Source organism: Chryseobacterium sp. 14P4.3.2, from assembly GCF_057799275.1.
In genome coordinates, this window is sequence record NZ_JBYOKO010000002.1 from 308,395 (window position 1) to 332,682 (window position 24,288).

The 24,288-nt window shown below is 35.3% G+C and carries 22 protein-coding genes; 2 read left to right on the forward strand and 20 right to left on the reverse strand.

Features of this window, described 5'->3' with window-relative positions; genetic code table 11:
• Nucleotides 1–17: 17 nt before the first annotated feature.
• Complete coding sequence (locus tag AC27VX_RS05010; protein WP_236854508.1) at nucleotides 18–518, forward strand: DUF4920 domain-containing protein; 501 nt, start codon at nucleotides 18–20, stop codon at nucleotides 516–518.
• A gap of 73 nt (nucleotides 519–591) precedes the next feature.
• On the opposite strand, the gene AC27VX_RS05015 is transcribed toward AC27VX_RS05010, so the two are convergent.
• Together AC27VX_RS05015 and AC27VX_RS05020 are read right to left on the reverse strand one after the other, a co-directional pair.
• On the reverse strand, nucleotides 592–993 hold the full coding sequence (locus AC27VX_RS05015; RefSeq protein ID WP_488694186.1) for a hypothetical protein: 402 nt from the start codon (nucleotides 991–993) through the stop codon (nucleotides 592–594).
• A 56-nt stretch (nucleotides 994–1,049) separates the two neighbouring features.
• On the reverse strand, nucleotides 1,050–2,159 hold the full coding sequence (locus AC27VX_RS05020; protein WP_236854510.1) for a M14 family zinc carboxypeptidase: 1,110 nt from the start codon (nucleotides 2,157–2,159) through the stop codon (nucleotides 1,050–1,052).
• A gap of 968 nt (nucleotides 2,160–3,127) precedes the next feature.
• On the opposite strand from AC27VX_RS05020, the gene AC27VX_RS05025 reads away from it, so the two are divergent.
• Nucleotides 3,128–3,661, forward strand: coding sequence for a helix-turn-helix domain-containing protein (locus tag AC27VX_RS05025; RefSeq protein ID WP_236854511.1), 534 nt, complete (start codon nucleotides 3,128–3,130; stop codon nucleotides 3,659–3,661).
• A gap of 58 nt (nucleotides 3,662–3,719) precedes the next feature.
• Here the strand turns inward: AC27VX_RS05025 and AC27VX_RS05030 are convergent, their stop codons facing one another.
• From AC27VX_RS05030 to AC27VX_RS05115, 18 genes are all read right to left on the reverse strand, one after another.
• Complete coding sequence (locus tag AC27VX_RS05030) at nucleotides 3,720–4,739, reverse strand: T9SS type A sorting domain-containing protein (RefSeq protein WP_488694189.1); 1,020 nt, start codon at nucleotides 4,737–4,739, stop codon at nucleotides 3,720–3,722.
• Nucleotides 4,740–4,968: 229 nt separating this feature from the next.
• Entirely contained in the window at nucleotides 4,969–6,135 is a 1,167-nt protein-coding gene (locus tag AC27VX_RS05035) for a proline dehydrogenase family protein (protein WP_236854513.1), read from the reverse strand.
• A gap of 63 nt (nucleotides 6,136–6,198) precedes the next feature.
• The gene (locus tag AC27VX_RS05040; RefSeq protein ID WP_236854514.1) at nucleotides 6,199–7,128 is read right to left on the reverse strand and encodes a UbiA family prenyltransferase; all 930 of its coding nucleotides are present in this window, start codon (nucleotides 7,126–7,128) and stop codon (nucleotides 6,199–6,201) included.
• A 10-nt stretch (nucleotides 7,129–7,138) separates the two neighbouring features.
• On the reverse strand, nucleotides 7,139–8,065 hold the full coding sequence (locus AC27VX_RS05045; RefSeq protein ID WP_236854515.1) for a mevalonate kinase family protein: 927 nt from the start codon (nucleotides 8,063–8,065) through the stop codon (nucleotides 7,139–7,141).
• Nucleotides 8,066–8,226: 161 nt separating this feature from the next.
• Nucleotides 8,227–10,389 (reverse strand): M12 family metallo-peptidase, encoded by a 2,163-nt coding sequence (locus AC27VX_RS05050; RefSeq protein WP_236854516.1) that lies wholly within the window; start codon nucleotides 10,387–10,389, stop codon nucleotides 8,227–8,229.
• Between the two features lie 179 nt (nucleotides 10,390–10,568).
• Nucleotides 10,569–12,059 carry an MFS transporter gene (locus AC27VX_RS05055; protein ID WP_236854517.1) on the reverse strand — a complete coding sequence of 497 codons (1,491 nt, stop codon included), beginning with the start codon at nucleotides 12,057–12,059 and terminating at the stop codon, nucleotides 10,569–10,571.
• A gap of 106 nt (nucleotides 12,060–12,165) precedes the next feature.
• Entirely contained in the window at nucleotides 12,166–13,344 is a 1,179-nt protein-coding gene (locus AC27VX_RS05060; protein ID WP_300686726.1) for an acetyl-CoA C-acyltransferase, read from the reverse strand.
• A gap of 58 nt (nucleotides 13,345–13,402) precedes the next feature.
• Entirely contained in the window at nucleotides 13,403–13,819 is a 417-nt protein-coding gene (locus AC27VX_RS05065) for a hypothetical protein (RefSeq protein WP_488694193.1), read from the reverse strand.
• Nucleotides 13,816–14,220, reverse strand: a complete 405-nt coding sequence (locus tag AC27VX_RS05070) for a hypothetical protein (RefSeq protein WP_236854519.1) — start codon at nucleotides 14,218–14,220, stop codon at nucleotides 13,816–13,818. The genes AC27VX_RS05065 and AC27VX_RS05070 overlap by 4 nt, the downstream gene beginning before the upstream one ends.
• A 378-nt stretch (nucleotides 14,221–14,598) precedes the next feature.
• Nucleotides 14,599–15,981 carry a nucleoside permease gene (locus AC27VX_RS05075; protein WP_236854520.1) on the reverse strand — a complete coding sequence of 461 codons (1,383 nt, stop codon included), beginning with the start codon at nucleotides 15,979–15,981 and terminating at the stop codon, nucleotides 14,599–14,601.
• 22 nt (nucleotides 15,982–16,003) lie between these two features.
• The gene (locus AC27VX_RS05080; RefSeq protein WP_236854521.1) at nucleotides 16,004–16,603 is read right to left on the reverse strand and encodes a bifunctional nuclease family protein; all 600 of its coding nucleotides are present in this window, start codon (nucleotides 16,601–16,603) and stop codon (nucleotides 16,004–16,006) included.
• A 195-nt stretch (nucleotides 16,604–16,798) separates the two neighbouring features.
• Complete coding sequence (locus AC27VX_RS05085; protein WP_236854522.1) at nucleotides 16,799–17,746, reverse strand: electron transfer flavoprotein subunit alpha/FixB family protein; 948 nt, start codon at nucleotides 17,744–17,746, stop codon at nucleotides 16,799–16,801.
• A gap of 38 nt (nucleotides 17,747–17,784) precedes the next feature.
• A complete protein-coding gene (locus AC27VX_RS05090) occupies nucleotides 17,785–18,531 on the reverse strand; it encodes an electron transfer flavoprotein subunit beta/FixA family protein (RefSeq protein WP_236854523.1) in 747 nt (248 codons plus the stop codon).
• Between the two features lie 149 nt (nucleotides 18,532–18,680).
• The gene (locus tag AC27VX_RS05095; RefSeq protein ID WP_236854524.1) at nucleotides 18,681–19,388 is read right to left on the reverse strand and encodes an SDR family oxidoreductase; all 708 of its coding nucleotides are present in this window, start codon (nucleotides 19,386–19,388) and stop codon (nucleotides 18,681–18,683) included.
• A gap of 80 nt (nucleotides 19,389–19,468) precedes the next feature.
• Nucleotides 19,469–20,383 (reverse strand): T9SS type A sorting domain-containing protein, encoded by a 915-nt coding sequence (locus tag AC27VX_RS05100; RefSeq protein ID WP_488694197.1) that lies wholly within the window; start codon nucleotides 20,381–20,383, stop codon nucleotides 19,469–19,471.
• 252 nt (nucleotides 20,384–20,635) lie between these two features.
• Nucleotides 20,636–22,015 (reverse strand): dipeptidase, encoded by a 1,380-nt coding sequence (locus AC27VX_RS05105; RefSeq protein WP_236854526.1) that lies wholly within the window; start codon nucleotides 22,013–22,015, stop codon nucleotides 20,636–20,638.
• A gap of 169 nt (nucleotides 22,016–22,184) precedes the next feature.
• Nucleotides 22,185–22,457 (reverse strand): hypothetical protein, encoded by a 273-nt coding sequence (locus tag AC27VX_RS05110; protein WP_236854527.1) that lies wholly within the window; start codon nucleotides 22,455–22,457, stop codon nucleotides 22,185–22,187.
• 138 nt (nucleotides 22,458–22,595) lie between these two features.
• The gene (locus AC27VX_RS05115; protein WP_488694200.1) at nucleotides 22,596–23,741 is read right to left on the reverse strand and encodes a THUMP-like domain-containing protein; all 1,146 of its coding nucleotides are present in this window, start codon (nucleotides 23,739–23,741) and stop codon (nucleotides 22,596–22,598) included.
• Between the last annotated feature and the right edge of the window lie 547 nt (nucleotides 23,742–24,288).

The window sequence follows — 24,288 nt, forward strand, 5'->3', positions numbered from 1 at the left end:
TTGACAAAATATTAAAAATGAAATTTAAGACTATATTATTTGTCGCTGCTGTAAGTGTTTCTTCTTTAGCATTTGCACAGGAAAGCGGACCACCTGCAGGAAAAGCTTTGGTAGGTGATACCTATGGGGGTGAGGTAGCTTCCTCTATTGAAGCTAAAGCTGTGACCGTAGATAAACTGAACAAACAGCTTAAAAAAGATAACAAAAAGGTTGAAAATATAGCCGTTAAAGGAAAAGTAACTGATGTCTGCGATAAAAAAGGCTGCTGGCTTACTATTCAGACGGAAGACAATTCAAAGTTCTTCGTAAAGATGAAAGATTACGCTTTCTTTGTACCTACAGCCTTAAAAGGGAAAAATGTGGTGCTGGAAGGAAATGCCGAAAGAAAAGTAATATCTGTTAATGAGCAGAAGCACTACGCTGAAGATGCAAAAAAGCCTCAGTCTGAAATTGACGCGATTACACAGCCAAAAGAGGAAATCAGGTTTGTAGCTAACGGAATTAAGGTTATCAACTAATCTATTTCAAACAATAAAAAAAGCGTTCTCAGATATATTTTGAGAACGCTTTTTTATATAGATGATTATTATCCTATTTACTTTGTTTCTTTTCTTTCTCCAGCATAACCGGATAGACAGGCAGAAAATCATATGAAGGATAAAATTCTGTTTTGAATCCACCCCACGCTCCACTTTCAAATACCTGATTAACTTCTCTCGTATACTCAGGTTTGAATCGTAAAGTAATAATCTGGCCTATCCCCATTACTACGTTCCACGATACAATTCGGGTGTGGCTTTTATCCAGTTTCTGATAAAACTTTTGTTTCATTACCCTTGCCTGAATAGAATCTACAGGGTTTTCCTGTATATGGCGCATTATTACAGTTACCATTACGCTGTCATTCGCCTTATAGGGTATTGATGATTGGTTTTGTGCCTTTAAAGACAGTCCCGTGATCGTCAAGATTAACAATGTCAGTAAATTTTGCATAGTATATTTAACCTTTTGATTCAATGTCTAAAAATGTATTGGGTACTTTGAATTTTTTAATCTTCTATTTTAAATTCCGCGACTGCATCCAGTTTAGGATATTTAGTAGCAGATATAAATTTCTTCCCGGTACATTCTATTTCCAGCCATCCTTTTTTTCCCTTCACATCTCCCACTTCCATAACAAAAGGAATAAAGGAAATTTCATCTTTACCTGCTTCTTTCATCTCTCTGTACTGAACCGCAATGTCTAAGATACATTCATGTTCCGTATTCAGTTTTACATTTCTGTAAACGATATCATAATGGGTATCCTTATTTTCAGGGATATCAAGATAAGTCTCCCATCCTGTAATATCCGAGTTGAATTCACTGATTGCTTTCAGCGCATAATAAAGAGCTATAGTATAATATTTTCTGGTCCCTTTTCTTGTATAATCGTTAACGAAGTGTCCGCCTTCAAATAATATAGTAGGCATTCCTGCCCTGATAAAGTTATCACCTGTAGACGTAGGATAAAATTCATCAGAATATCTCCCGACCTGATTGGGGATCATTTCTTTTAAATGATTATAAACACTTCCGATTACTGCCATACACTTTTTCCTGTTTTCAGTAACTGTACGTTCTACATTTTCTGAGGGAGCCAAAAAAGAAAGTGTAGCAGGGTGGATACCATCTGTTGTAAAAATGGTTCTCTGCTCATGGAGATTTAATGCGTAGTCATACTTCTTTGAAGCGGCAGCATTTTTCAGGAATTTAATCTCTTTACTGGCCTCGTTATGAAAATCTCTGTTCAGATCAATATCGGCAGCATTCAGTCTGGTCCATCTTTCAGATCCATCAGGATTCAGCATGAAAATAAAGTCTAACTGTATTCTAGAGAAGAGCTCTTCTTTAATCTCCGGAGCTTTATCCAAAGTTTTTAATAGATCGAGCATAGCATGGGTTGCGTTCGATTCATTTCCATGCATCTGCGACCAGGCTAACACCTTAATGTTTCCGGTTCCTATACTTAACTGATAGATGGGCTTCTCTAAATAAGATGTTCCTATTTGCTGAATATAATCGCTGAGATTGTTCTGTAGGTAAGAAAATAATTTTTCAGGAGAAATATAACGATTTGAGAAATCGGGGTTTTGAGAATAGATCTGTTCAAAATTCATTGTTGGAATAATTTACAAGAATCAAATTTAGCCATTTTTGGGCAAAAAAGTAAATTAACATCTGTAAATAACAGCAAAATTCAAGAATTTACAAATCCAAACCGTTTTAAAAATATTTTACAAGAGTTAAATTTACCCGTTTGAAAATTTCAAAACAGGATTAACATATGTAACTACACTAAACATCCTCATCCGTCAATTTGTCTGTTGGTAAAATTGTGGATTGCGAATAATTTAATTACATATATTTAAATATCACTATTTCAGTAAGTTATATCATTTATATAAATAGTATTTATAACTATACTTGAAGTGTAAAAAAGCAGGTTTTAAGCACTTTATGAGTTATTTATTTAAACATTTAAAATGTGGAAAACCTAGATGTTTACTTGTTTATACAAATGTAAACCATAGAAAATGTTCAAAATTTCACTTTTAATTCTTTAATCTATCCTTTTTCCGGGACATTTTACATCCTCATAAAATTGGTGTTTAAGAAAGATCATAATGAACCTAAAACAACCCCTTAATTGAGGTTTAAAAGGGCATTTACATCAGTAATTTACCTTTGTAATACTTTAAAAACGGTATTTAATAGACAATAAAGGCTTATTAAATCGATTTTTTAACCTGATACCAGGTTTCTGTTAATTAATAATGTAAACAAACATAAAGAGGTTGTTTTATACACTTAATATGCTCTTAAAGAGGTATAGTTTACATTTTTAAACAGTATTGTAAGCAAAAAAAGACCCGAACTTAAAGAAATATAATTGAATAAATAAGGTCTGTAGCTGATTAAGGTATTGAAAAGATACAAATGTAACTGAATGGTAATTTATTGGTTTAAAATACTTTACTTTTAGTTTACATTTGTACATCAATAAGTATTTAAATTATTTACATTTGTATTTTGCATTTGTAAATTTTATTATTTACATTTGTAATATAATTAATGACTTATTTTTATGAGTTTAAACGATAGGATTTCAAAAGTTATAGAGTATTCCAATCTTACTCCTTCAGAATTTGCAGATGAAATTGATGTGCAGCGTTCATCTATTTCGCATATTACTTCGGGGAGAAATAAACCTTCTCTGGAATTTATCATAAAAATAAAATCCCGTTTTCCTGAACTTCTATGGGATTGGCTAGTTACCGGAGAAGGGGAAATGCTGAAATCTGAACTTCCCAACACAGAAATCAGAGTTGAACATGCAGAAGAGGAAATCGTAAAAACGACTCCTCTCCCCGACTTGTTTACGATGATGAATGATGATGACGAATTCGGAAGCGAAACTGAAATTGAAGCTCCAAAATCAAGCCCCGGAGAATCGTTTTTACCGCCCCAGGATAAAGCTCCGGAAAAAATATCCAATTCTCAGCGATTAGAAAATTCAAGCGATCAGATATTGGGGCAAATACTTGGAAATCAAACTGATAAAATAAAACGTATCGTTCTGTTCTATGAAAACGGAAAATTCGAAAGTTTTGAGCCATAAAAAACCTGACCAGAGAAAATTGGTCAGGTAAAAAAATATTTGAAGAAGAAAACTAAAGTTATTGCTTGATAAGTTTTGTAATTTTCGCAGGTCCGCTCTCATTCTTTATTTTAAGAATATAATTACCTTTTGGCAGATCCGAGACGTTATAGCTTTCAGCAGCATTTAATGTTTTTATAAGTCTGCCGGAAAGATCCATAATCTCTACAGTAGTTATTTTCATTTTTTCCGGATTGTTAATCCTGAAATGATCAGTTACCGGATTAGGATATACCTGTACTCTATTATCATACTGAATAATCTCTTTGGTTCCCAGTGTAGGAGATGTAAAAGTAACCACAAAAGGCATATCTAAAGGGAAATCCGGAGCAGTTGTAGGATTTCCGTCATCTATAATAGAAACCCATGTTCCCGCAATCGCATTAAACTGCTTAGCATTAAAACCCGGAAGCCCTCGTGAATCTACAACCGTAACCGGTGGTAAAAAGCCTCCCGTAGCCGTCACAACATTCTGCAGTTGATATTTTACCCAATATATTCCTGCAGTTAAGGTAACCGGTGTATTGGCTGTCACTTTCCATATTTTTCTGTTAGTGGCTGGTGTTGTAGCAAGGGGTACAGTCGTATTTCCAATCCTGTAGATGTTGGCATCAGTTCCTGCACTGAATCTATTGGTTGTATCATCACCAAACACACTTACCGCCCCCGCAACAGAGGGGTCGGAGCTGTATATATTAACTCTTACTGTATTAAACGGAGAAGTAGTCCCTGTATAGCTTGTCTGATAGCCAAAGAAATCAATCGTACTGATCTGCCATGAACTACCCACGGGAATCGTAAAGTCATCAGCAAGGAAAAGACTTGAAGCGGCAGAGATAAAAGTCCCGCCTAACCCAAGACTGGTATTAGATTCTGTAGTATTTCCTGCATTATTCTGTAATTCAGACCAAGTATATCCTGCTGGTGCAGTAACATTGCTTTTCGTGTTTACTCCAGTGCTTAAACCTCCATTACTATAAGTTTGAGAGAAGTAAAAGTTAGCTGCCAGTAAAGCAGCAACAAGTAGATTTTTTTTCATTGTTTTAGTTTTTATGATTTAATCAAATGTAAAAAATAAAAATGAAATCTACAAAGAAATCTTAATTATATTATACAATATTTTAAAATAAATAAAATTCATTAACAATCATAAATTGATTATTAAGTTAAATATCTTCTATATTGGTCATCAGCAGTATGTTTTATTCAATTAATTCTAATAAAAAAAGCCCGCAAAATTTGCGGGCTTTTGATCTATTTTTATCCTATTATTTTTTTCTTCTTTGAAGCTCTTTACTGATAAGGCCAAGTTCTCTTCCGGTTTGTCCTGCAACAGAAGTATTTTCCCTTGCTCTTCTTGTAAGATAAGGAACAACATCTTTCACTGGTCCATATGGAAGGTATTTCGCAGCGTTATATCCTTTATCGGACAGGTAGAATGTAATATTATCACTCATTCCGTAAAGCTGTCCAAAATAAACGTGTGGATTATCATTTTCCAGAGATTTGGCCTTCATTTTATCCATAATCAATTCTGAAGAAATTTCATTATGAGTCCCGAAGAATGCTGATACTTTGTCCAGATGATTCATCACAAAATCGATTCCGGAGTTATAGTTCTTATCTGAAGCTTCTTTATTTGGCTGTATCGGATCCTCGTACCCTTTCTCTGCTGCTCTGGCCCTCTCTTTCTCCATATAGGCACCACGAACGATCTTATACCCAATGAAGTAGTTCTTTTCTCTTGCTCTCTGAAGATTTGCTTCCATATATTCAAGTCTTTTGGTTCTATACATCTGGATGGTATTCCAAACGATAGGCTTCTCCTGATTATATTTTTCCATCATCTCTTCGCAAAGATGGTCTGCTGCATCCTGCATCCAGGTTTCTTCAGCATCTACCATTACTTTTTTATCATTCTCGTGGCAAAGTCTGCATACCTCATCAAATCTTCTTACCACTCTTTCCCATTCTTCTTTCTGGCTTGTAGTAAGCTCTGCCCCTTTTCCAACGGCTTCATAAAGATCAATCCTTCCGAAAGCGGTAGGTTTAAAAACGATAAAAGGAATCGCCGGATTTCCTACAGAAAATCTTACAATATCTTTAATCTCTCTGCATACTGCATCAAAGGTTTCTTCATCTTCCTTTCCTTCAATAGAGTAATCAAAAATACTTCCAACTCCCCTTTTAAAAAGCTGTTTTACCACTTTCATGCTTTCTTCACGGGTTTCACCTCCGCAAAACTGCTCAAATAAAGTGTTTTTTACAATTCCTGTAACGAAAGGAAAATTATTGTGTACCGTGAAATTAAGAACAGATGTTCCAAGGCTTGTAAGAGCGGGTTGTTCAATCATTTTAAACATCCAGTAAGCCTTTCTCAATTGTGCATCAGACTTGTCTGCAAATGCGACTTTAGTATCATTAAAAATGGGCATTCCTATTTATTAAATTTAATTATGCAAATGTAATAATAACCTCAGTTTATTTAAAGATTTTTTTTACAATTTATGCTCTATTCCGTTTAAAAGCATGGCAATAATTCCTACAAAAACCCAGAACCGTAATACATTCAGAATAAGAAAGTTACTCCTTCTGGTTGAATTTAAAAAAAGATAGATACAGAAAATCATGACTAGCAGCCCTCCGGAAAAGTAATATGCCATAAATCCGGAAATTCCGGTTTTGGTAATAATTTTCATAGAAACGGCCATCATAATAAGCAATAGGGAGATCAAAATAATTTTTGTATTTCTGCCTTTAAAATAATTGGGAATGGTAATATATCCAAATGTTTTATCAACGGTTTTTGTAAGGGTATCTTTTACAATATCAATACATAAAAGGATCAGAAACAGGAAGACCGCCATCAAAAATACCTTCTTTGAAAAAGTTTCATAATAGACCATCATTCCAAAAAATGGATATAACGTAAGGCTTACAAAGGTAAAGTTGTTTAAGATCAGTATCCGGCTCAGTTTGTGGCTGTACAACCACATAAAAAACTGATAGACTACAAAAAAAATAAAAACGTTGTGGGAGATCATCCATGCTACACCTAAAGAAATAGCACTCAATCCCAAATAGGCATATAAGAAATATTTTTGTTTGATGAAACTCTGGATTCGGGTTCGGAAAGGTTTTACGATGTGGTCTTTTTCCAAATCATAAAACTGATTGATAATGCCTCCTGCCAGAATGGTAAGAACGGTACAGAAAATAATACCGTGTACTTTAAAATCAAATACAAAATTACCGAAAGATTCATCCTGATTAAACAGGAAAAAAGTAGAAACATACAGGGCAAATGTCAACAAGGCTGCTACAAAAAAGCGTGCTCCGAGCAGAAAGCCCACGAATTGTGAAAATCTGTAAAATAGAGATTTTGAGATGAAATTTTTAGATTGGAAAGGTTCTTTTTCAGAATTCATTCCAATCTTTTTAAAATCTGTAAATCACTTCTTTTTGGAAGCCGTCAAGCATTTTTTCAGCTTTTTCGTAGTCTTTGGTAAATCCTAAAATATAACCACCACCTCCGCTTCCGCAAAGTTTCAGATAATAGGCATTGGAATCCAGCCCTTTTTTCCAGATATTAAAGATACTTTCAGGAATCATTGGACGGAAATGCTCATACGCCCAGTGAGAAAGTTTTTTTAAGTTTCTGAAGAATGGATTCATATCTTTTTTAAGAAAAGACTCTATACAGGCATTGTTGTACCGGATAAACTCTTCTTTCAGCGTCTTACGGAATCCTTCTGTTTTCATTTTTTCAAAGAAAATCTGAATCATAGGTCCGGTTTCTCCAGTCATTCCAGAGTCTATCAGGAAAATAGCTCCTTTCCCTTCTTCTCCATCCGGAATATCTACCCTGTCCAGGTTTTCTTTATTTTCAATAAGAATCGGAAGGTTCATATAGCAGATCAAAGGATCCATTCCTGAACTTTTGCCATGGAAATAGCTTTCCATTTCACCGAAAACAGCTTTTAACTTTTTAAGATTGTCTTTTGAAATGTTATCAGGATTTAGCTTACTTATTGAATATTTTTCAAAGATAGCAGCTACTAAAGCTCCTGAACTTCCCACTCCATATCCTTGCGGGATATTGGAATCAAAGAAAAGTCCGTTTGAAATATCATTTTTCAGGCACTCAATATCCAACTTAAAATCGTCAGATAGATCAAGCGTTGTAAGAAAGTCTGAGTATTTCTGCAGATGTCTGTTGGAATTAAGCTCAAATTCAGAATTTAAATCTGAAAATTTCAAAGTCCCTTTATAGAAGCTGTAAGGTACTACAAGCCCCTGGGAATCTTCAATCATTCCATATTCTCCAAACAGAATTATTTTTGCATAAAATAATGGGTTGGTCATTTTGACAATAAATCTTTTTGCAAAGTTAAAATTATTCCCCTGAATATAAGCAAAACTTAGGCCGAAATATCGGTTATTTATACTTTATATGCTTTATTTATACTTTAAAAATAATAAAAAAGCCTGAGAATCTCAGGCTTTTTATCAATTTATTTTAGAAATTATTGCTTTATCAGCTTCTTGCTGATTGTCTGCTTTTCAGTTTCAATGCTTATTACATAATTTCCTGTCTGCACAGAGGAAAGGTTAACTTCATACTGAGTTCCTTTTAATGAAGAATCTGAAAGGATCAATCTTCCGGCTTCATCATATATTTTATACCCTTTTAATCTTTCTTGGGAAGAAATTGTAATCTTATTTTTAGCAGGATTAGGATAGATATTTATTGAACTGTTTTTTATACTGCTCTCTTCCACTGCCAGAACACTGCATAAGAAATTCACATTCCAGCCATTTCCGGTAACGCCTCCATCTGAAACAAATCGTACCGTTATCGCTCCTGAAGGATCTGTAGATGTAAACGGACCCGGAACCGTAGTCCCTGTCAGGTTATTTCCATTCGCAAATAATGGTGAAGCGGTAGAAGGACCATTATATATGTACATGAAATCATAACCCTGTTCAAGATCGAATGCTGTAAAATTCATTGTCATCGCAGAACCTGACGCAGGATAAAATGTTTTTATAATTTCTTCATTATCCCCATACTGACCTGCAGCACCTCCTGTATCTGTAAACTGAACGCCATCACACCATGCTGCATCTGTTAAAAAGAGCTTTGATACAAGGAATGCATTAGGCCCGCTGCAATCAGTACCTACATTAAGTTTGTAGTAAGTAGCCGGCTGAAGATTAGTAAAATTAAAAGAAGGTGTACCTGCACTTCCTGTAGATACTGTTGTTCCGTTAGTGGTAGTGAGTTTGTACTTCCATGATGCTGAAGTGGCATCGGTGAAAGTTGCATTTGCGGAGGTCTGTGTGATGTTTGCAATATTAAAATTCGTAATCGAGGAAGAGCATGAGGTTGTGCAATTGGTACCAAGACACCCTTTTGAATCGATGGTATTTCTGATCAGTGTTCCTGGCTGCACACCAAATCCATTGGCAAAATTAATACCTACACTGCTTACCAGGTGGCAATAGCTCATAATAGTACCTCCGCCTACAGCAGGAAGAGCAGCTGTACATCCTTCATTGTTTCCTGACGCAGGCCCGCATCCATCAATAGCGGTATTATTTCCATTCCAGAAACAAGCATGGGTATGAGGTGAACCTAGATTATGTCCTAGTTCATGGGTCATTGCTTCTATATTCCATGAGTAAGTGGGTACATTCTGATAGGTGAAGTTGACCCCGCAATAAGAATATCTGAAATTAGTACATAAAGAATTAACAAAAGCAATGCTTGTGGTAGCAGGATTTCTTAACAATTGGGCAAGATCTCCATTAAATATTGTTCTGGTATTTTTAAATTGGTTAAGAATTGCACTTGGCGATCCTGTATAAGGATCAGTAGTTGTCCAAACATAAACTCCGCTTAAAGCTACATTAACATTCTCGTTTGCGTACAATGTTGAAATATTATTATGCATAGCAGTAACCCAGTCAGTAGTAGTGGTCGTATTGCTTCCATTTTGGGTATAAGGTCCAAAACCTGCTTCGTAATAAATCCTTACACAATTATCCGTTTTTTTATTACCTGCATTTTTAGGATTAAAGGGTGCTCTTTGAACCTGATTTTCTTTCAATCCGTCAACATTACATACAAATGGGTTGGCACCTGTTAGTTTAGAATCTGAATAGCTTACAAAATCTTGCGAATTTTTAGCTTTTCCTACCACAACATTTCCCAGTTCCGGTGTGGAAGCCACTCCCATTATATCATTATTGAAAAAGCTGAAAGCAACAATAGAAGCATTATCCCCTTTTACAATTCCCTGATAATAGACACCTGGTGTATATTCTACTATTTTACCCTGATCTGTAACTACTTTGAAATCGTTGGTTAAGATCTGATGTTTATACATTTCAACAGTGATCTTCTTTCCGCCTTCAAAGGGAAAAGTGATTTCAAGAAAGTCAGGTTTTTCTTTGATTAATCTTTTCAGTTCAGCAGATTTCAGAGACAACACTGTGATATCAGTTGCAGCACGTCTGTATTCCGCTAATTTATCAGCATCTGTATTTACCTCAAATAAATCATAGCTTTTAAACTCTGCTTTTTCATTATGATATTCTGATACTTTTTGGGCAACTGGTTTTAAATTTTGAGAAAAACCAAAAGCAAAACATTGCAAGAAGCAAATTAATAGGAATTTTTTCATTATTTTGATAATTTTATCGCTTTGACAAATTAATAAAAAAAATCAAAATATAGTGAAAAATAAATGCTATTTCCTATTATTTAGTTTATGCTCATTAGTATATTAAATAAAATCAACAATTAGATGTTTTTTATTCATACAAAAATAAAAAAGACGTTAAAAATAACGTCTTTCAATTTTTATAAAGTTTCTCTTTCTTTTCTCATCTTGACTTTCAGGAATCTGATAAGGATCAGCCCTGCCCCAAAAAATAGGGTCATTGACAATGCTGCAATACGCATATTATTAAAGTGCTCAATTAATGTAGCAAAAATAAATGTTCCTATGATTATCGCAATCTTCTCCAATACATCATAAAAGCTAAAGTAAGTTGTATTTTCCATTGAATCTTCAGGAAGAAGTTTTGAATAAGTAGATCTGGACATTGCCTGAAGACCACCCATTACGAGCCCCACAACTGCGGCTACTCCATAAAACTGATATTCTACATTAGGATTTTCTTTGTTCAGGAAATAAGCCCATAAACATGCTACAATCCATAGTATAATTGCAATAGATATTACGTTTTTGTTTCCGATTCTTTTTGATAATCTGGAGAATATCACAGCTCCAATAATCGCCTCAATCTGAATAACCAGTAATGTTCCTATCAGTTTATCTTGCGCAAGATTAATTTCACTTTTACCAAATAAGGTTGCCATCAGAAAAATCGTCTGCATCCCGACACTGTAGAAGAAGAAACTCGATAGAAAGAACTTCAGGTTTCTGTCTTTAAAAAGAACTCCTCCTACTTTGAACAGTTCGTGAAAACTTTCTTTAGCTATATCTACATAGAAGCTCATATTATCTTTCAGCACTTCGAAAAAGCCTCCCTGTTCTTCATGTTTTTTAAAGATATTTTTATAATTCAGCAATACAAGATCTTTTGGAAGCTTCTCTTTTACATTTCCAAATTGTGGAAGATGTTTAAATGTATATTGAGAGAATCCAAACCACCATGCTCCTGTTAGTAAGAAACTGATTCTGGTAAATAACAATTGCTGAGCGGCTCCTTTCGCAAAGACCTGAATCATAATTAAACAGATTACGACCAAGACAACAGAGCCGATATACCCGTATACATATCCTTTTGCAGAGAGCGCATCCTGCCTGTCCTGTGTAGCGATATCCGGCAGGAATGAGTTGTAGAATACCAAACTTCCCCAAAAGCCGACACTGGCCGTAATACTGAAGAGAAGCCCCAGAAATACATTATGCATTCCCGTAAACATTGCCAGTCCCATACATGAAGTAGCTCCCAGATAACAGAAGAACTGCAGAAATGATTTTTTGTTTCCAATAGTATCTGCCAAAGAAGATAAAAATGGAGAAAGCAATACCACAATAAAGAATGATATTGTCAGCGAATACCCATAGACCGCATCGGGCTGATATTCGTTTCCAAAAATTTTGATCATATGCCTTACCGGAACATCAATCCATGTTTTTGTTTCCGCTATATATTCTTTCTTCTCATAAGCAGTAGTAAGAATGGAATAATAAATTGGGAAAATAGTAGAGGTAATAACCAGGGAATAAACGGAGTTTGCCCAGTCATATACAGCCCAGGCTTTCATAATCTTCGGATTATTCTTTATGTTTTTAGGCTGTCGATTCTCAGTTTCAGACATTTCAAATAAATATTAGTAGCACAAAAATAGAAAAACCATTAAGAAATGGATAAGATTTTAAAAAAATTATCAATCCCTTAATGGTAATTCATTATGAAACAAGACGTTATATATTCTCAATAACAATTGCAGAAGCTCCACCACCACCGTTACAGATCGCAGCAGCGCCATATTTTGCATTGTTTTGTTTCAATACATTGATCAATGTAACGATGATTCTTGAACCTGAACTTCCCAGCGGATGTCCTAATGCCACAGCACCACCGTTTACGTTTACTTTTGCAGCATCCAATCCTAAGATTTGATTATTTGCCAATCCTACTACAGAGAAAGCTTCATTAAACTCAAAGAAATCGATATCTGAAACTTCCAGACCTGCTTTTTTAAGAGCAATAGGTAATGCTTTAGCCGGAGCTGTAGTAAAGTTTTCAGGCTCCTGAGCAGCATCAGCATAAGAAACGATCTTAGCCAGAGGCTTAAGGCCCAATTCTTCCATTTTTTCTTTAGAAACAAGGATCAATGCAGATGCACCGTCATTTAAAGTAGATGCATTAGCTGCAGTTACTGTTCCTTCTTCTTTTTTGAACACTGTAGGAAGCGTTCTGATTCTGTCAAAATTAACCGCTTTGTACTCTTCATCTTCAGCGAAAACCACTGGCTCTCCTTTTCTCTGAGGAATAGAAACCGGTACAACTTCTTCTTTGAATTTTCCTTCGCCCCAAGCGTTTGCTGATCTTGTGTAAGATTCTATTGCAAAGTTATCCTGATCTTCTCTCGTAATGTTATAATCAACTGCACATTTCTCTGCACATACGCCCATATGCACTTTATTGTATACGTCAGTAAGGCCATCTAGCACCATACCGTCCTGCATTTTGATATCGCCTAATTTTGTAGCAACTCTTGCATTATAATAATGAGGAACTAAAGACATATTTTCCATACCTCCTGCAACAATTACTTCAGCATCACCTGCTTTAATAGCCTGTGCAGCCATTGTTACAGCCTTCATTCCTGAAGCACATACTTTATTGACTGTAGTAGAAGGTGTATTGATTGAAAGACCTGCTCCTAAAGCTACCTGGCGAGCCGGTGCCTGACCTTCTCCTGCCTGTAGAACATTTCCCATATAAATCTCCTGAACAGCAGCAGGATCAAGACCAATTTTATCTAATGCTCCTTTTACTGCTGCAGCTCCCAATTTTGTAGCCGGAACCGTTGATAAGCTTCCCATAAAACTTCCTATAGGCGTTCTTACTGCGGAAACGATGAATACTTCTTTCATGTATATAATTTTTATTTTTAGATAAAATGAAACTATTGCTTCATTTTTATAATTAAATTTATTTTGTTTTTATGTAAACGACATCAAATTGATTTTCTTCAATTTTAATATTCACTTTCAAAAGATTATCCTGAGTCGCTACTATTTTATTATTGAAAACAGCTCCTATCTGTGTGGGGTCATTTTTGTCAGACTTCTCCAAAACAATTGCTTTATAGTTGCAGTCATCTACAAAAACTAATGTTGACTTTATAAAATCCTTTCCATTGTTATAATATTCAGTCTGAACATTATCTTTGATGGTCATATACCATATCTCTTCCGGATAATTGGCACGTAGAAATTTACCTTCTTTTATATTTGAACATTTAGCAGGATTATCCGGCTTTTTTGTTTCTATGGTCTGAGCCTTAGTCTTAGCGGCTGTCATCAGTACGGTTCCAGCTAAAAGTATCTTTAATAATTTCATGTTCATATCTGTGTCCTTTTATTTACTTTTTTGTTACCTCCGGCAAAAACCATTAAAAAGGCTCCTAAAAATTCTACGATCCAGCCCCATTTTAGTTTAACTACTCCGGCGAATGCTTCTCTCCATGATTTGAAAGGTAAAAAGCTGAAGTATTGTAAAGACTGCATTTTCACAGCTACTAAAGTGAATGCAAATAAGAGAATAAGCAAAACACCAAAAAACCTTACCAATTTTGGGTTGTTATTTACAATTCCAAAAACAGCACATGCTGCAAAAAGCCAGCATGCAATGGCCAGATAATAGTCAAGTTTCCAATAGTTCCAATTTCCTATAATAGGAACATGTACTAATGGTAAAAAACTGCCGACAATCACTAACAGTAATCCTAATAACTGTATATTTTTCATATTTACTAAAGTGCCAAAATACAAAAAAAAACACACTTTTAAAGACTGTGTTTTAAAAATAGGTTTTCCATTCACAAACGTTCGTTAGTCATAAAAAAAAGCAAATAATTTTAGCTATTAAGTAAAGAAATGATTTTTTTTTTACCGAATTAAAAATAAACATTTGTGATTCCTATGCTTATCTGAAGTCCATATTTTTCTTTAGCAAAGCATTAACATTGAAAACCGGGGTAATTATTTTAAATAAACAAGGTTAAAACCATAATAACTGACTTCACATTCTCTTATATTATCTTGCGCAAAAGTTAGCTTAAAACAAAAAAATTGCATTTTTTTTCAAAAATGCAATTTAATATTTTAAATAATCGTTCATTAAAATTAATGTTTCACTGATGAAACGTCTTCCGGATTATGTTTGTGCTTGAATAATATTGCAAAGAATATCGCAAGTACTAAAGCGTATATTGCAAAAGAAAGCCATATCTGCTGCCAGTCTTTTACCATAACAACAGAAGAAAGAGTTCCGTCTGAATTGATCGCTGCGTTGAAACTATTTTTTAGAATTTCAAGGAAAGTAGGATTATCAGGTGTTGTTTCCAGATAAGCAGATAAATCTGAAGCTGTTGTAAACTTATGCGTGAAAAACTTATCAATAGCCCATCCTGCAATAGAACTTCCAAAAAGAGCCCCAAATCCATTCGTCATCATCATAAACAGCCCCTGTGCTGAAGAACGCATCTTCTTATCTGTAGTGGTTTCTACGAAAAGAGAACCTGAAATATTGAAGAAATCAAATGCCATTCCGTATACGATACAGGAAAGAATAATCAGTGAAAGCCCGAACCCATCCGGCACACCATAAGCAAAGAATCCAAATCTTAAAACCCACGCCAGCATAGACATCAGCATTACTTTTTTGATTCCGAATTTCTTCAGGAAGAAAGGAATTGCCAAAATAAATAATGTTTCTGAAACCTGAGAAATTGACATAATGATAGTAGACCTCTGGACTACAAATGAGTCCGCATATTTTGGAAAATGAGCAAACTCACTTAAAAAAACATCTCCATATGCATTCGTCAGCTGAAGTGCAGCTCCCAAAAGCATAGAAAACATAAAGAACAATGCCGTTTTATAGTTTCCAAAAAGCTTAAGTGCATCTAAGCCCAGCTGCTCGGATAACGGAGCTTCTTTATTGATCAGTTTTTGTGGCGGACATTTTGGTAATGTAAGAGCGTATATTCCTAGAAATATAGCGACTACTCCACCAATATAAAACTGTCCTTCCGTGGCTTTATTTCCAGTAAGGTTGGTGATCCACATGGCAACAATAAAACCAATGGTTCCCCATACACGAATGGGTGGAAAATCCTTCACTACATCCATATTATTATTTTTAAGGATAGTGTAGGAAATTGAATTGGCCAGTGCAATAGTTGGCATATAAAAGCACATCGCAACAAGCATTACCGAAAAGAATGAATTCGGATCTGTAGAGTGCGGCAATATGAAAAGCATAGCCCCATAAAGGATGTGTAATACTGAGAACATACGCTCCGCGTTTATCCAACGGTCTGCAATAATTCCAGTAATGGTAGGCATAAAAATGGAAGCAATTCCCATTGTTCCGAAAACAGCTCCAAACTGAGTTCCATCCCAATGTTTTGTGCCAAACCAGAAGTTAGCCATCGTAATCAGCCATGCTCCCCAAACAAAAAACTGGAGAAAACTGAGGATGGTCAGTCGTAATTTTAAATTCATAGTTTATATAAAAAGTATCTCTTTAATCAATGTTCTTTTTCCTCCTCTTGATTTCTTCCTGAATTTCAAGGGCGGTATCATAATCTTCTTCTTTAACGGCGTCATCCAGCAACTTCTGAAGTTCTTCCATAGAAAGAGATTTTAAGTTATCTTCTGCCTGTACGGTTTCCGAGAAAGGCTGATCTTCTTTTGAAACATCTTCCAGTTCCAACAGGATACCGGCTTCGTTCAGAACCTGCTGTGTAGTAAAGATAGGTGCATCAAATCTTACAGCCATCGCAACGGCATCTGAAGTTCTTGCATCAAGGATTAATTCTTCTTCTGTCACCTTATTTTTAAAGTTGATATTTGAAAAGAATACTCCGTCTACAATCTGATAAATAATGACAGATACCAATTCGTAATTGGCAGAAACTATAAATTTTGTGAATAAGTCATGGGTAAGAGGACGCGGTGGATGAATATCTTTCTCCAGTCCAAGAGAAATAGACTGAGCTTCGAAATTTCCTATAACAACAGGTAATTTTATGTGTGTTTCTTCATGCTCCAATAATAGTGCGTACGCCCCTGATTGAGTCTGGCTGTACGATATTCCGCGAATAATTAGCTGCTTATAATCCATAGCTACAAATATAGATTAATTTTTTATTGTGATTTTACTTTTTTACACAAAAATAAAAGCCCGGAAAGCCGAGCTTTTAGTACATTATGTATGATTATCAATCGTCAATAGTTAATTTTGTGATACAGGTGAATTCTTTTATTATTTATTAAAGAATCGATGAGTAAAACATATTGACTATTGCCAATTCTTTTTTTATCCTTTTATTGCTTTGATTTTCTCTGTAAGTGCAGGAATAATCTGGAAAGCGTCTCCTACTACTCCATAATCAGCAGACTTGAAGAACGGTGCTTCAGGGTCGCTATTGATTACTACGATAGTTTTTGAAGAGTTTACTCCGGCAAGGTGCTGAATGGCTCCTGAAATCCCTACAGCGATGTAAAGATTGGGTGCAATAGCTTTCCCTGTTTGTCCTACGTGCTCTGTGTGAGGTCTCCATCCGATATCAGAAACAGGCTTAGAGCAAGCTGTAGCCGCTCCTAACACGTTGGCAAGGTCTTCGATCATTCCCCAGTTTTCAGGACCTTTCATCCCTCTACCTGCAGAAACAACGATTTCAGCTTCTTTAAGATCCAATTTACCTGAACTTTGCTCATGAGAAATCACTTTAGTATCTTCATTCGCTACTGAAAGGTTTTTCACTTCTTCTGAACCTGATACTGCGTTTTCTTTTACTCCGAAAGCATTTTGAGAAACAGTAACGATCACACCGTTTCCTTCAGCTTTTGCATGCATGAAACCTTTTCCTGAGAATGCTCTTCTCTTCAACTGGAACGGAGAAAGGCTTTCAGGAGCTTCCAATGCATTGGTCAGTAAAGAATAGTTCTTCATGATTGCAAGCATTGGAGCAATTGAAGAAGCATCTGTAGTGTGAGGGAAAACGATAATGCTTCCGTCTGCTACTTCACTTACAGCCTGTGCGAATGCTTTTGCTGAAAAGCTCTTAAGACCTTCGTCTTTGATATTGATAACGTTTGATGCTCCATATTTGTATAATAAATCTGAAGAATCTGTTGGGTTTACAGAGATCGCTGTAACGGTATCTCCCGCTTTATCTGCAATAGCTTTAGCGTAAGAAACTGCTTCAAAAGCTGCTTTCTTGTAAACTCCGTTTATATTTTCTGCGTATACGAATACTGCCATTTTCTTAAATTTAAAGATTAAAAATTAAAGGATTAAGATTAGATTACCTTAGCTTCTTCGTGAAGTAATCTTACCAATTCGTCCAGATTGTCAGGAGAAACCATTTTCACAGCAGCTCTCGCCGGAACGCTGTCATAAGATACTCCCTGAACTTTTACTTCTAAAGAAGTTGGCTCTACCACTTGCAATGGCTTTGTTCTTGCAGACATAATCCCTCTCATATTCGGTATGATAAGGTCTTTTTCGTCTACTAATCCTTTCTGACCTGCAATAATTGCCGGTAATTTTACAGAAATAGTTTCTTTTCCCCCTTCAATTTCTCTTACTGCAGTTGCTTCGCTTCCGCTTACGTCTAATCCTACTGATGCGTTTACGAAAGGCAGATTCAATAACTGAGCTACCATTCCGGGAACAGATCCTCCGTTATAATCAATTGATTCTTTACCGCAAAGGATAAGGTCATATCCTCCGTTTTGAGCCACTGCAGCAATTTCTTTTGCTGTAGAATAGCTATCCTGCGGATCCAGGTTTACTCTTACGGCATCATTGGCACCGATTGCTAAAGCTTTTCTGATTACAGGTTCTGTAGCAGCATCTCCTACGTTGATTACTGTTACGGCCGCTCCCTGAGATTCCTGAAGTTTAATCGCTTTTGTCAGCGCAAATTCGTCTAGAGGGTTGATTACCCACTGAATTCCGTTTTTGTCGAAAGCAGATTTGTCTGCTGTAAAGTTAATTTTGGAAGTAGTATCCGGAACACTACTAATACAAACTAATATTTTCATGTGTACTATTTTATTTTTTCTCTTTTATGCATAAAATCATGACAGTTTATGCAGAGATTTTGTTTGAATTAATTTTTGCTAATATAGATAAAAAATATATTATGCATGCATAATACTTATTAAATTATTATTCAATACATTAGATGTACTTACTTGCCTGGCCTTGTTGCCCTAAACTCTATTTTACTTGGCAAAACCCTTGCATTCATCTTCAGAACATCCAATATAAGATTCCCCATATCTTCCGGCTGAATCTTCCAATTATCTTTTTCTGAAGGAATATTTCCGTTAAAATGAGTGGCTACTGATCCCGGCATAATAACCGTAGATTTGATATTATATTTTCTCAGATCAATCATGGCAGCCTGAGTAAAACCTACTACACCAAATTTTGAAGCGTTGTAGCCGGTTCCGTTTTCAAAGAAATTGGCTCCTGCCAGACTGGAAATGGTAATATAGTACCCTTCTGTCTTTTTCAGCGCTTCTACGGATGCTTTTAAGGTATAAAAAACGCCTGTAAGATTTGTTTCTATCATATCATTCCATTCTTCGGCCGTCAGCTCATCTACAGGTTTAAAAATCCCCAATCCAGCATTGGCTATTACATAATCCAGCCTTCCGAACTTTTCCAGAATGTATTTCACGGCCTCCTGCTCGCTTTCAAGACTTCTTACATCCGAAACAATTCCCAGTACATTTTCTGAATATTGCTTAAGCTCTTCTTCAGCCTGCATGACATCTTCTCTCTTTCTTCCTGAAAATGCAACCGAGATTCCATTTTCAAGTAAAATTTTAGCAATCCCGAAACCAATACCTTTGGTTCCTCCTGTTATATACGCTGTTTTATTCTCTGACATAGAATCCAAAATTTTAATTCTCTAAAATAACAAAAACGCTCCAATTGAAGCGTTTTATATATCCTAAGATTTATCAGGTATTATTTTTTTATGAATTTTTCGGTACTGCTTCTTCCATCAGTTTCTATAGTAAGTAAATATTCTCCAGCAGACAAATTTCTTACATCTATTTCATCTCCATATCGTTTAACATCAATTCTTCTTCCATTAAGATCATAAACCATTACATTCTTGATTTTATTCTGAGAATTAATTTTTATAAAGTCGGATGCCGGATTCGGATATAATGATACCAGTTTAGTATTGGTTTTAAGGTCATTGACCCCCAGTACGACTCCGTTGGTGATCACAATATTATCAATATAAGCACTCCCCAATGCATTATTATGCACAAAACGAAGCTGACTGATATCTACTGCAGCAGCGGAACCTGTGTAAATCAAAGTGTTATTAAGATAATATTTAATATCTGTGGCAGTTCCCACTATCCTGCATTTATACCAGATGTTCTGTGTCCAGATTTCGGAAAGAGAAATAAGAGTTTGTGTTCCTGAGATCATATCCAGAATTTTCACCACACCCGTCTTATCAAAATCCACTCTTACTGCAAACTGTTCTTCTGTACTGTCTACTGCCTGAAATCCAAAAACGGAACCGTTACGCTGTGACATATTAATTTCAAAAGAAATAGAAAAATCAGCAAAGGAAATAGGGGTCTGTAAATTATAAAAACCTCCTATTATGGGATCAGTCTGCGTTCCATAGGTAGATTCTTTGACGATCTTCAGGGAACGAATTCCATCACTGGCATTATCTGTACTGATCACCTGATTGGTGACATTGGCAGGTATTCCACCTGTAGGAGTGCTTATCCAATTCACCTGTCCGTTTACGTCTATTGGTGAAAAGCCTTCAGCATCTTCAAAAGAAATGATCTGCTGTGCAAAAGAAAGTATTGAAAATAAGATCAATACAAATGAGTAGTGTTTTTTCATGGTAAATTAAGTTTTACAATAAAAATAATAAAAAATTCCATCAAAAGTGAGATATAATATTAAATAAACAACAATAAACGTTTTATTTTTAATTAACTCAACTTAAAACTCACTATAATTAATATCTATACAATCTGAAATACAGCATATAAGGACACTTTTCCTCAAGATAATTTGTTAAAATCAGACACTTATAAAAAAGTAAAGGCGCCTCCTGATAGAAGCGCCTTACTAATTTTATAAGTTTAATTCTTATTTTGAATAATTTTCAAAAAACAATGGAATACTTTCAATCCCTTTATAGAAATTAAACAATCCATAATGTTCGTTTGGAGAGTGGATCGCGTCGGAATCCAATCCGAAGCCCATCAATACCGATTTAGCTCCTAAAACCTTCTCAAACATCGATGTAATTGGAATACTTCCTCCACTTCTGTATGGTAAAACTTCTTTACCAAATGCGGTTTCCATAGCCTGCTTAGCTGCTAAGAATTCCTTTGTATCACTTTGCAGAACGTAAGGCATTCCTCCATGGTGAGGAGTTACTTTAACTTTTACAGTATCCGGAGCTATTTTTTCGAAATATCTGGTGAATTTTTCTGTAATTTCTTCAGGAGTCTGATAAGGAACCAAACGCATTGAAATTTTTGCAAAAGCTTTTGAAGGGATAACTGTTTTAGCTCCTTCTCCTGTATACCCTCCCCAAATACCATTACAGTCTAAAGTAGGACGAATGGAAGCTCTTTCCAGTGTTGTATATCCTTTTTCACCTTCTACATCGCTTAAGCCTATTGATTTTTTGAATTCTTCAGGGTTATCCTTCAATTTATTCATTTCTGTTCTGTCAGAATCAGATACAATCTCCACATTATCATAGAATCCATCAATAGTGATATGACCATCTTCGTCAATCAGGTTAGCAATCATTCTTGAAAGTACATGAATAGGATTCGGAACGGCACCTCCGTAAAGTCCTGAATGCAAGTCCCTATTTGGTCCTTCCACTTCTACTTCCACATAGCTTAATCCTCTTAACCCTGTAGTAACGGTTGGCTGCTCATTGCTGTAGATATGGGTATCAGAGATCAGAATACAGTCACAAGCCAGTTTTTCTTTGTTTTCATTTACAAAGTCTCCCAGGCTTACTGATCCTACTTCTTCTTCTCCTTCCAGAATAAATTTAACATTACAAGGAAGTGCATTGGTTCTCATCATTGCTTCGAAAGCCTTCAGGTGCATAAAGAACTGTCCTTTATCATCTGCTGACCCTCTTGCAAAAACAGCGCCCTCGGGATGAAGTTCAGTTTTCTCAATATAAGGCTCAAAAGGAGGTTTTCTCCAAAGCTCCAGTGGATCTGCAGGCTGAACGTCATAATGTCCGTATACCAATACCGTTGGCAGGTTTTTATCTATAATTTTTTCTCCGAAAACGATAGGATACCCTTTTGTTGCACATACTTCAACATTATCAGCTCCAGCATTTCTAAGGTATTCTGCACATACGTCTGCACACTTCAATACATCATCTTTATATGCCGGATCTGCAGAAATAGAAGGGATTCTCAATAACTCAAATAATTCATCCACGAAACGCTGTTTGTTTTCGTTGATGTAATTTAATGTCTCTTGCATTGTAAAATTTTATTTTGTTAAAATTAAAAAAAATGCTTCGCTGGACCAAGCAAAAACGCAGGATTTTCCAATAAATTGCTTATTTCCCGGTAATTCAGCCTTCTGTCATTTTTATTAATAAAAAATGCCCTGCATAGAAACAGGGCAATTGTATATTGTATACTTATAATTAGTGTTCAGCTTTTGGAGCTTTTTCTGCTGTTTCAACAGGCTTTGCAGCAACAGCACTGTCTGTTTTAGGAGCCGCAGCTTCAGACTTTACAGCCTCTTCTTTATGATCAGCAGCAGCCTCATGTCCATGAGCTTCTCCTCCCTGAGGATCGTCAGAATATCTTTCTACTCCTTCTTCCAGTTTCAAAGTACCTCTGTTTCCTCCGTTCGGTACCTTTTTACAGCTTACCGCTACCGTTGCAATCGCTAAACATATAACTAATTTTTTCATATGTAAAATTTATTTTTTTTAAGGTTATATGGAACCGCACTATTTTAGCTTATTTTAAGTATCTAAACAGCGAGCGATTTCATGCTTACATTTTTGATTGCCCAAAATTAAGAAAACCTACTTTTTTCGGCAACATTTTTATACTGATTTTAAAATTATTTTTCCTTTTTTAGATTGTGTAAAAATAAGATACTTCTCACCACCATCTTTCAACCCATATTTCTTTTTAATATCTTCGGGTTTTAAGGGGTGATTTTTTGAAATAATATTATACTGTTCTTTCTTTTTAACACCTTTTGAATCAATAGATTCCATTTCTAAAATCCTTCCTGGGAAATTTGTTATTCTTTCTCCGCTGGTATAAATATGGGTATTAGGATGAAGCTTTTTCAATCCGAATTTTGCTGAAATCAAATTAAAGATTCCTGCTTTTAAAATGGAATTATTGGGGATATAAATGAATTTTTCAGGTTCATCATACTCAGATACTGCATTTTCTTCTTCTCCAAAAACAAAAGTAAAGGCAGGTTCCCCACTTTCAAGATTCACACAATTGCAAATAATTTCTTTTTTATTTTCATCGGATAAGAAGATGACAATCTCTTTTACATCATTTTTTAAAGCAACAATATCAATCCTGAAGATTTGAGGCAAAGCAGAAACCAGGTATTTCATATCAATCAATGGAGATAGCTTAATTACGACCTGATTTGAAATTGAAAGTAATTTTTCCCGGATTTCAAGAATATTTGGAGATAAGTCCTCCAAAAGGAAAACTTTGTTTTTATTCTGGTCTCTTCTGGCCGGATCAAGATAAACGACATCAAAATGCTCCTGATTTTCATTTAAAAAGTCTTCCAGCTTTCGGTTGATAAATCGGGCATTCCTGCTCAAAACATTCCAGTTATGCTCTACAATCTTTAAAAGTTCCGCATTCTGCTCTATTAAAGTAATATCCTTAAAATCCTGAGACAGATAATAAGCATCAATACCGAAACCACTTGTAAGATCAATGAATTTTTTACCTTTTAAAATTTCTGATTTATAAAGGGCTGTTTTTTCAGAGGACGACTGCTCGAGGCTAAGCTGTGGAGGGAAAAGAATGCCTTCTTTCAGCAAAAAAGGGAATTTTCTTTCTGCAACCTGCTTTCCTTTGATCTGTTGTACTATTTCCTGCATAGAAACCTCTGGAAATGGGGATTTTTTCAGTAGCAGTGTGTGTAAATCTGCATTCAGATTTGCATTGATGTAATTTTGAACTTCTTTGTTTAATATTTTAACCACAGATGAGATGGATTTTCACAGATGTTTATATTTTATTTTTTTATGTATTACTACGGTGCAACTATACTTTTAATTTCTTCTTATTCTAAAGCTCTTTGTAATAAGATATGTGAATTAGGATATCTATTTTTTAACCGCAGATGACACGGATTTTCACAGATGTTTAGGTTTTATTTGTTTATGTATTACTACAGTGCAATTATACTTTTTGTTTCTTATTATTCTAAAGTTTTGTGTAATTATATATGTGAATTAGGATATCTATTTTTTAACCGCAGATGACACGGATTTTCACAGATGTTTATATTTTATTTGTTTATGTATTAATACGGTGCAACCATACTTTTTGTTTCTTGTTATTCTAAAGTTTTGTGTAATAATATATGCGAATTAGGATATCTATTTTTTAACCGCAGATGACACGGATTTTCACAGATGTTGAGGTTTTATTTTTTTATGTATTACTACGGTGCAACTATACTTTTTGTTTCTTCTTATTCTAAAGCTCTCTGTAATAAGATATGTGAATTAGGATATCTATTTTTTA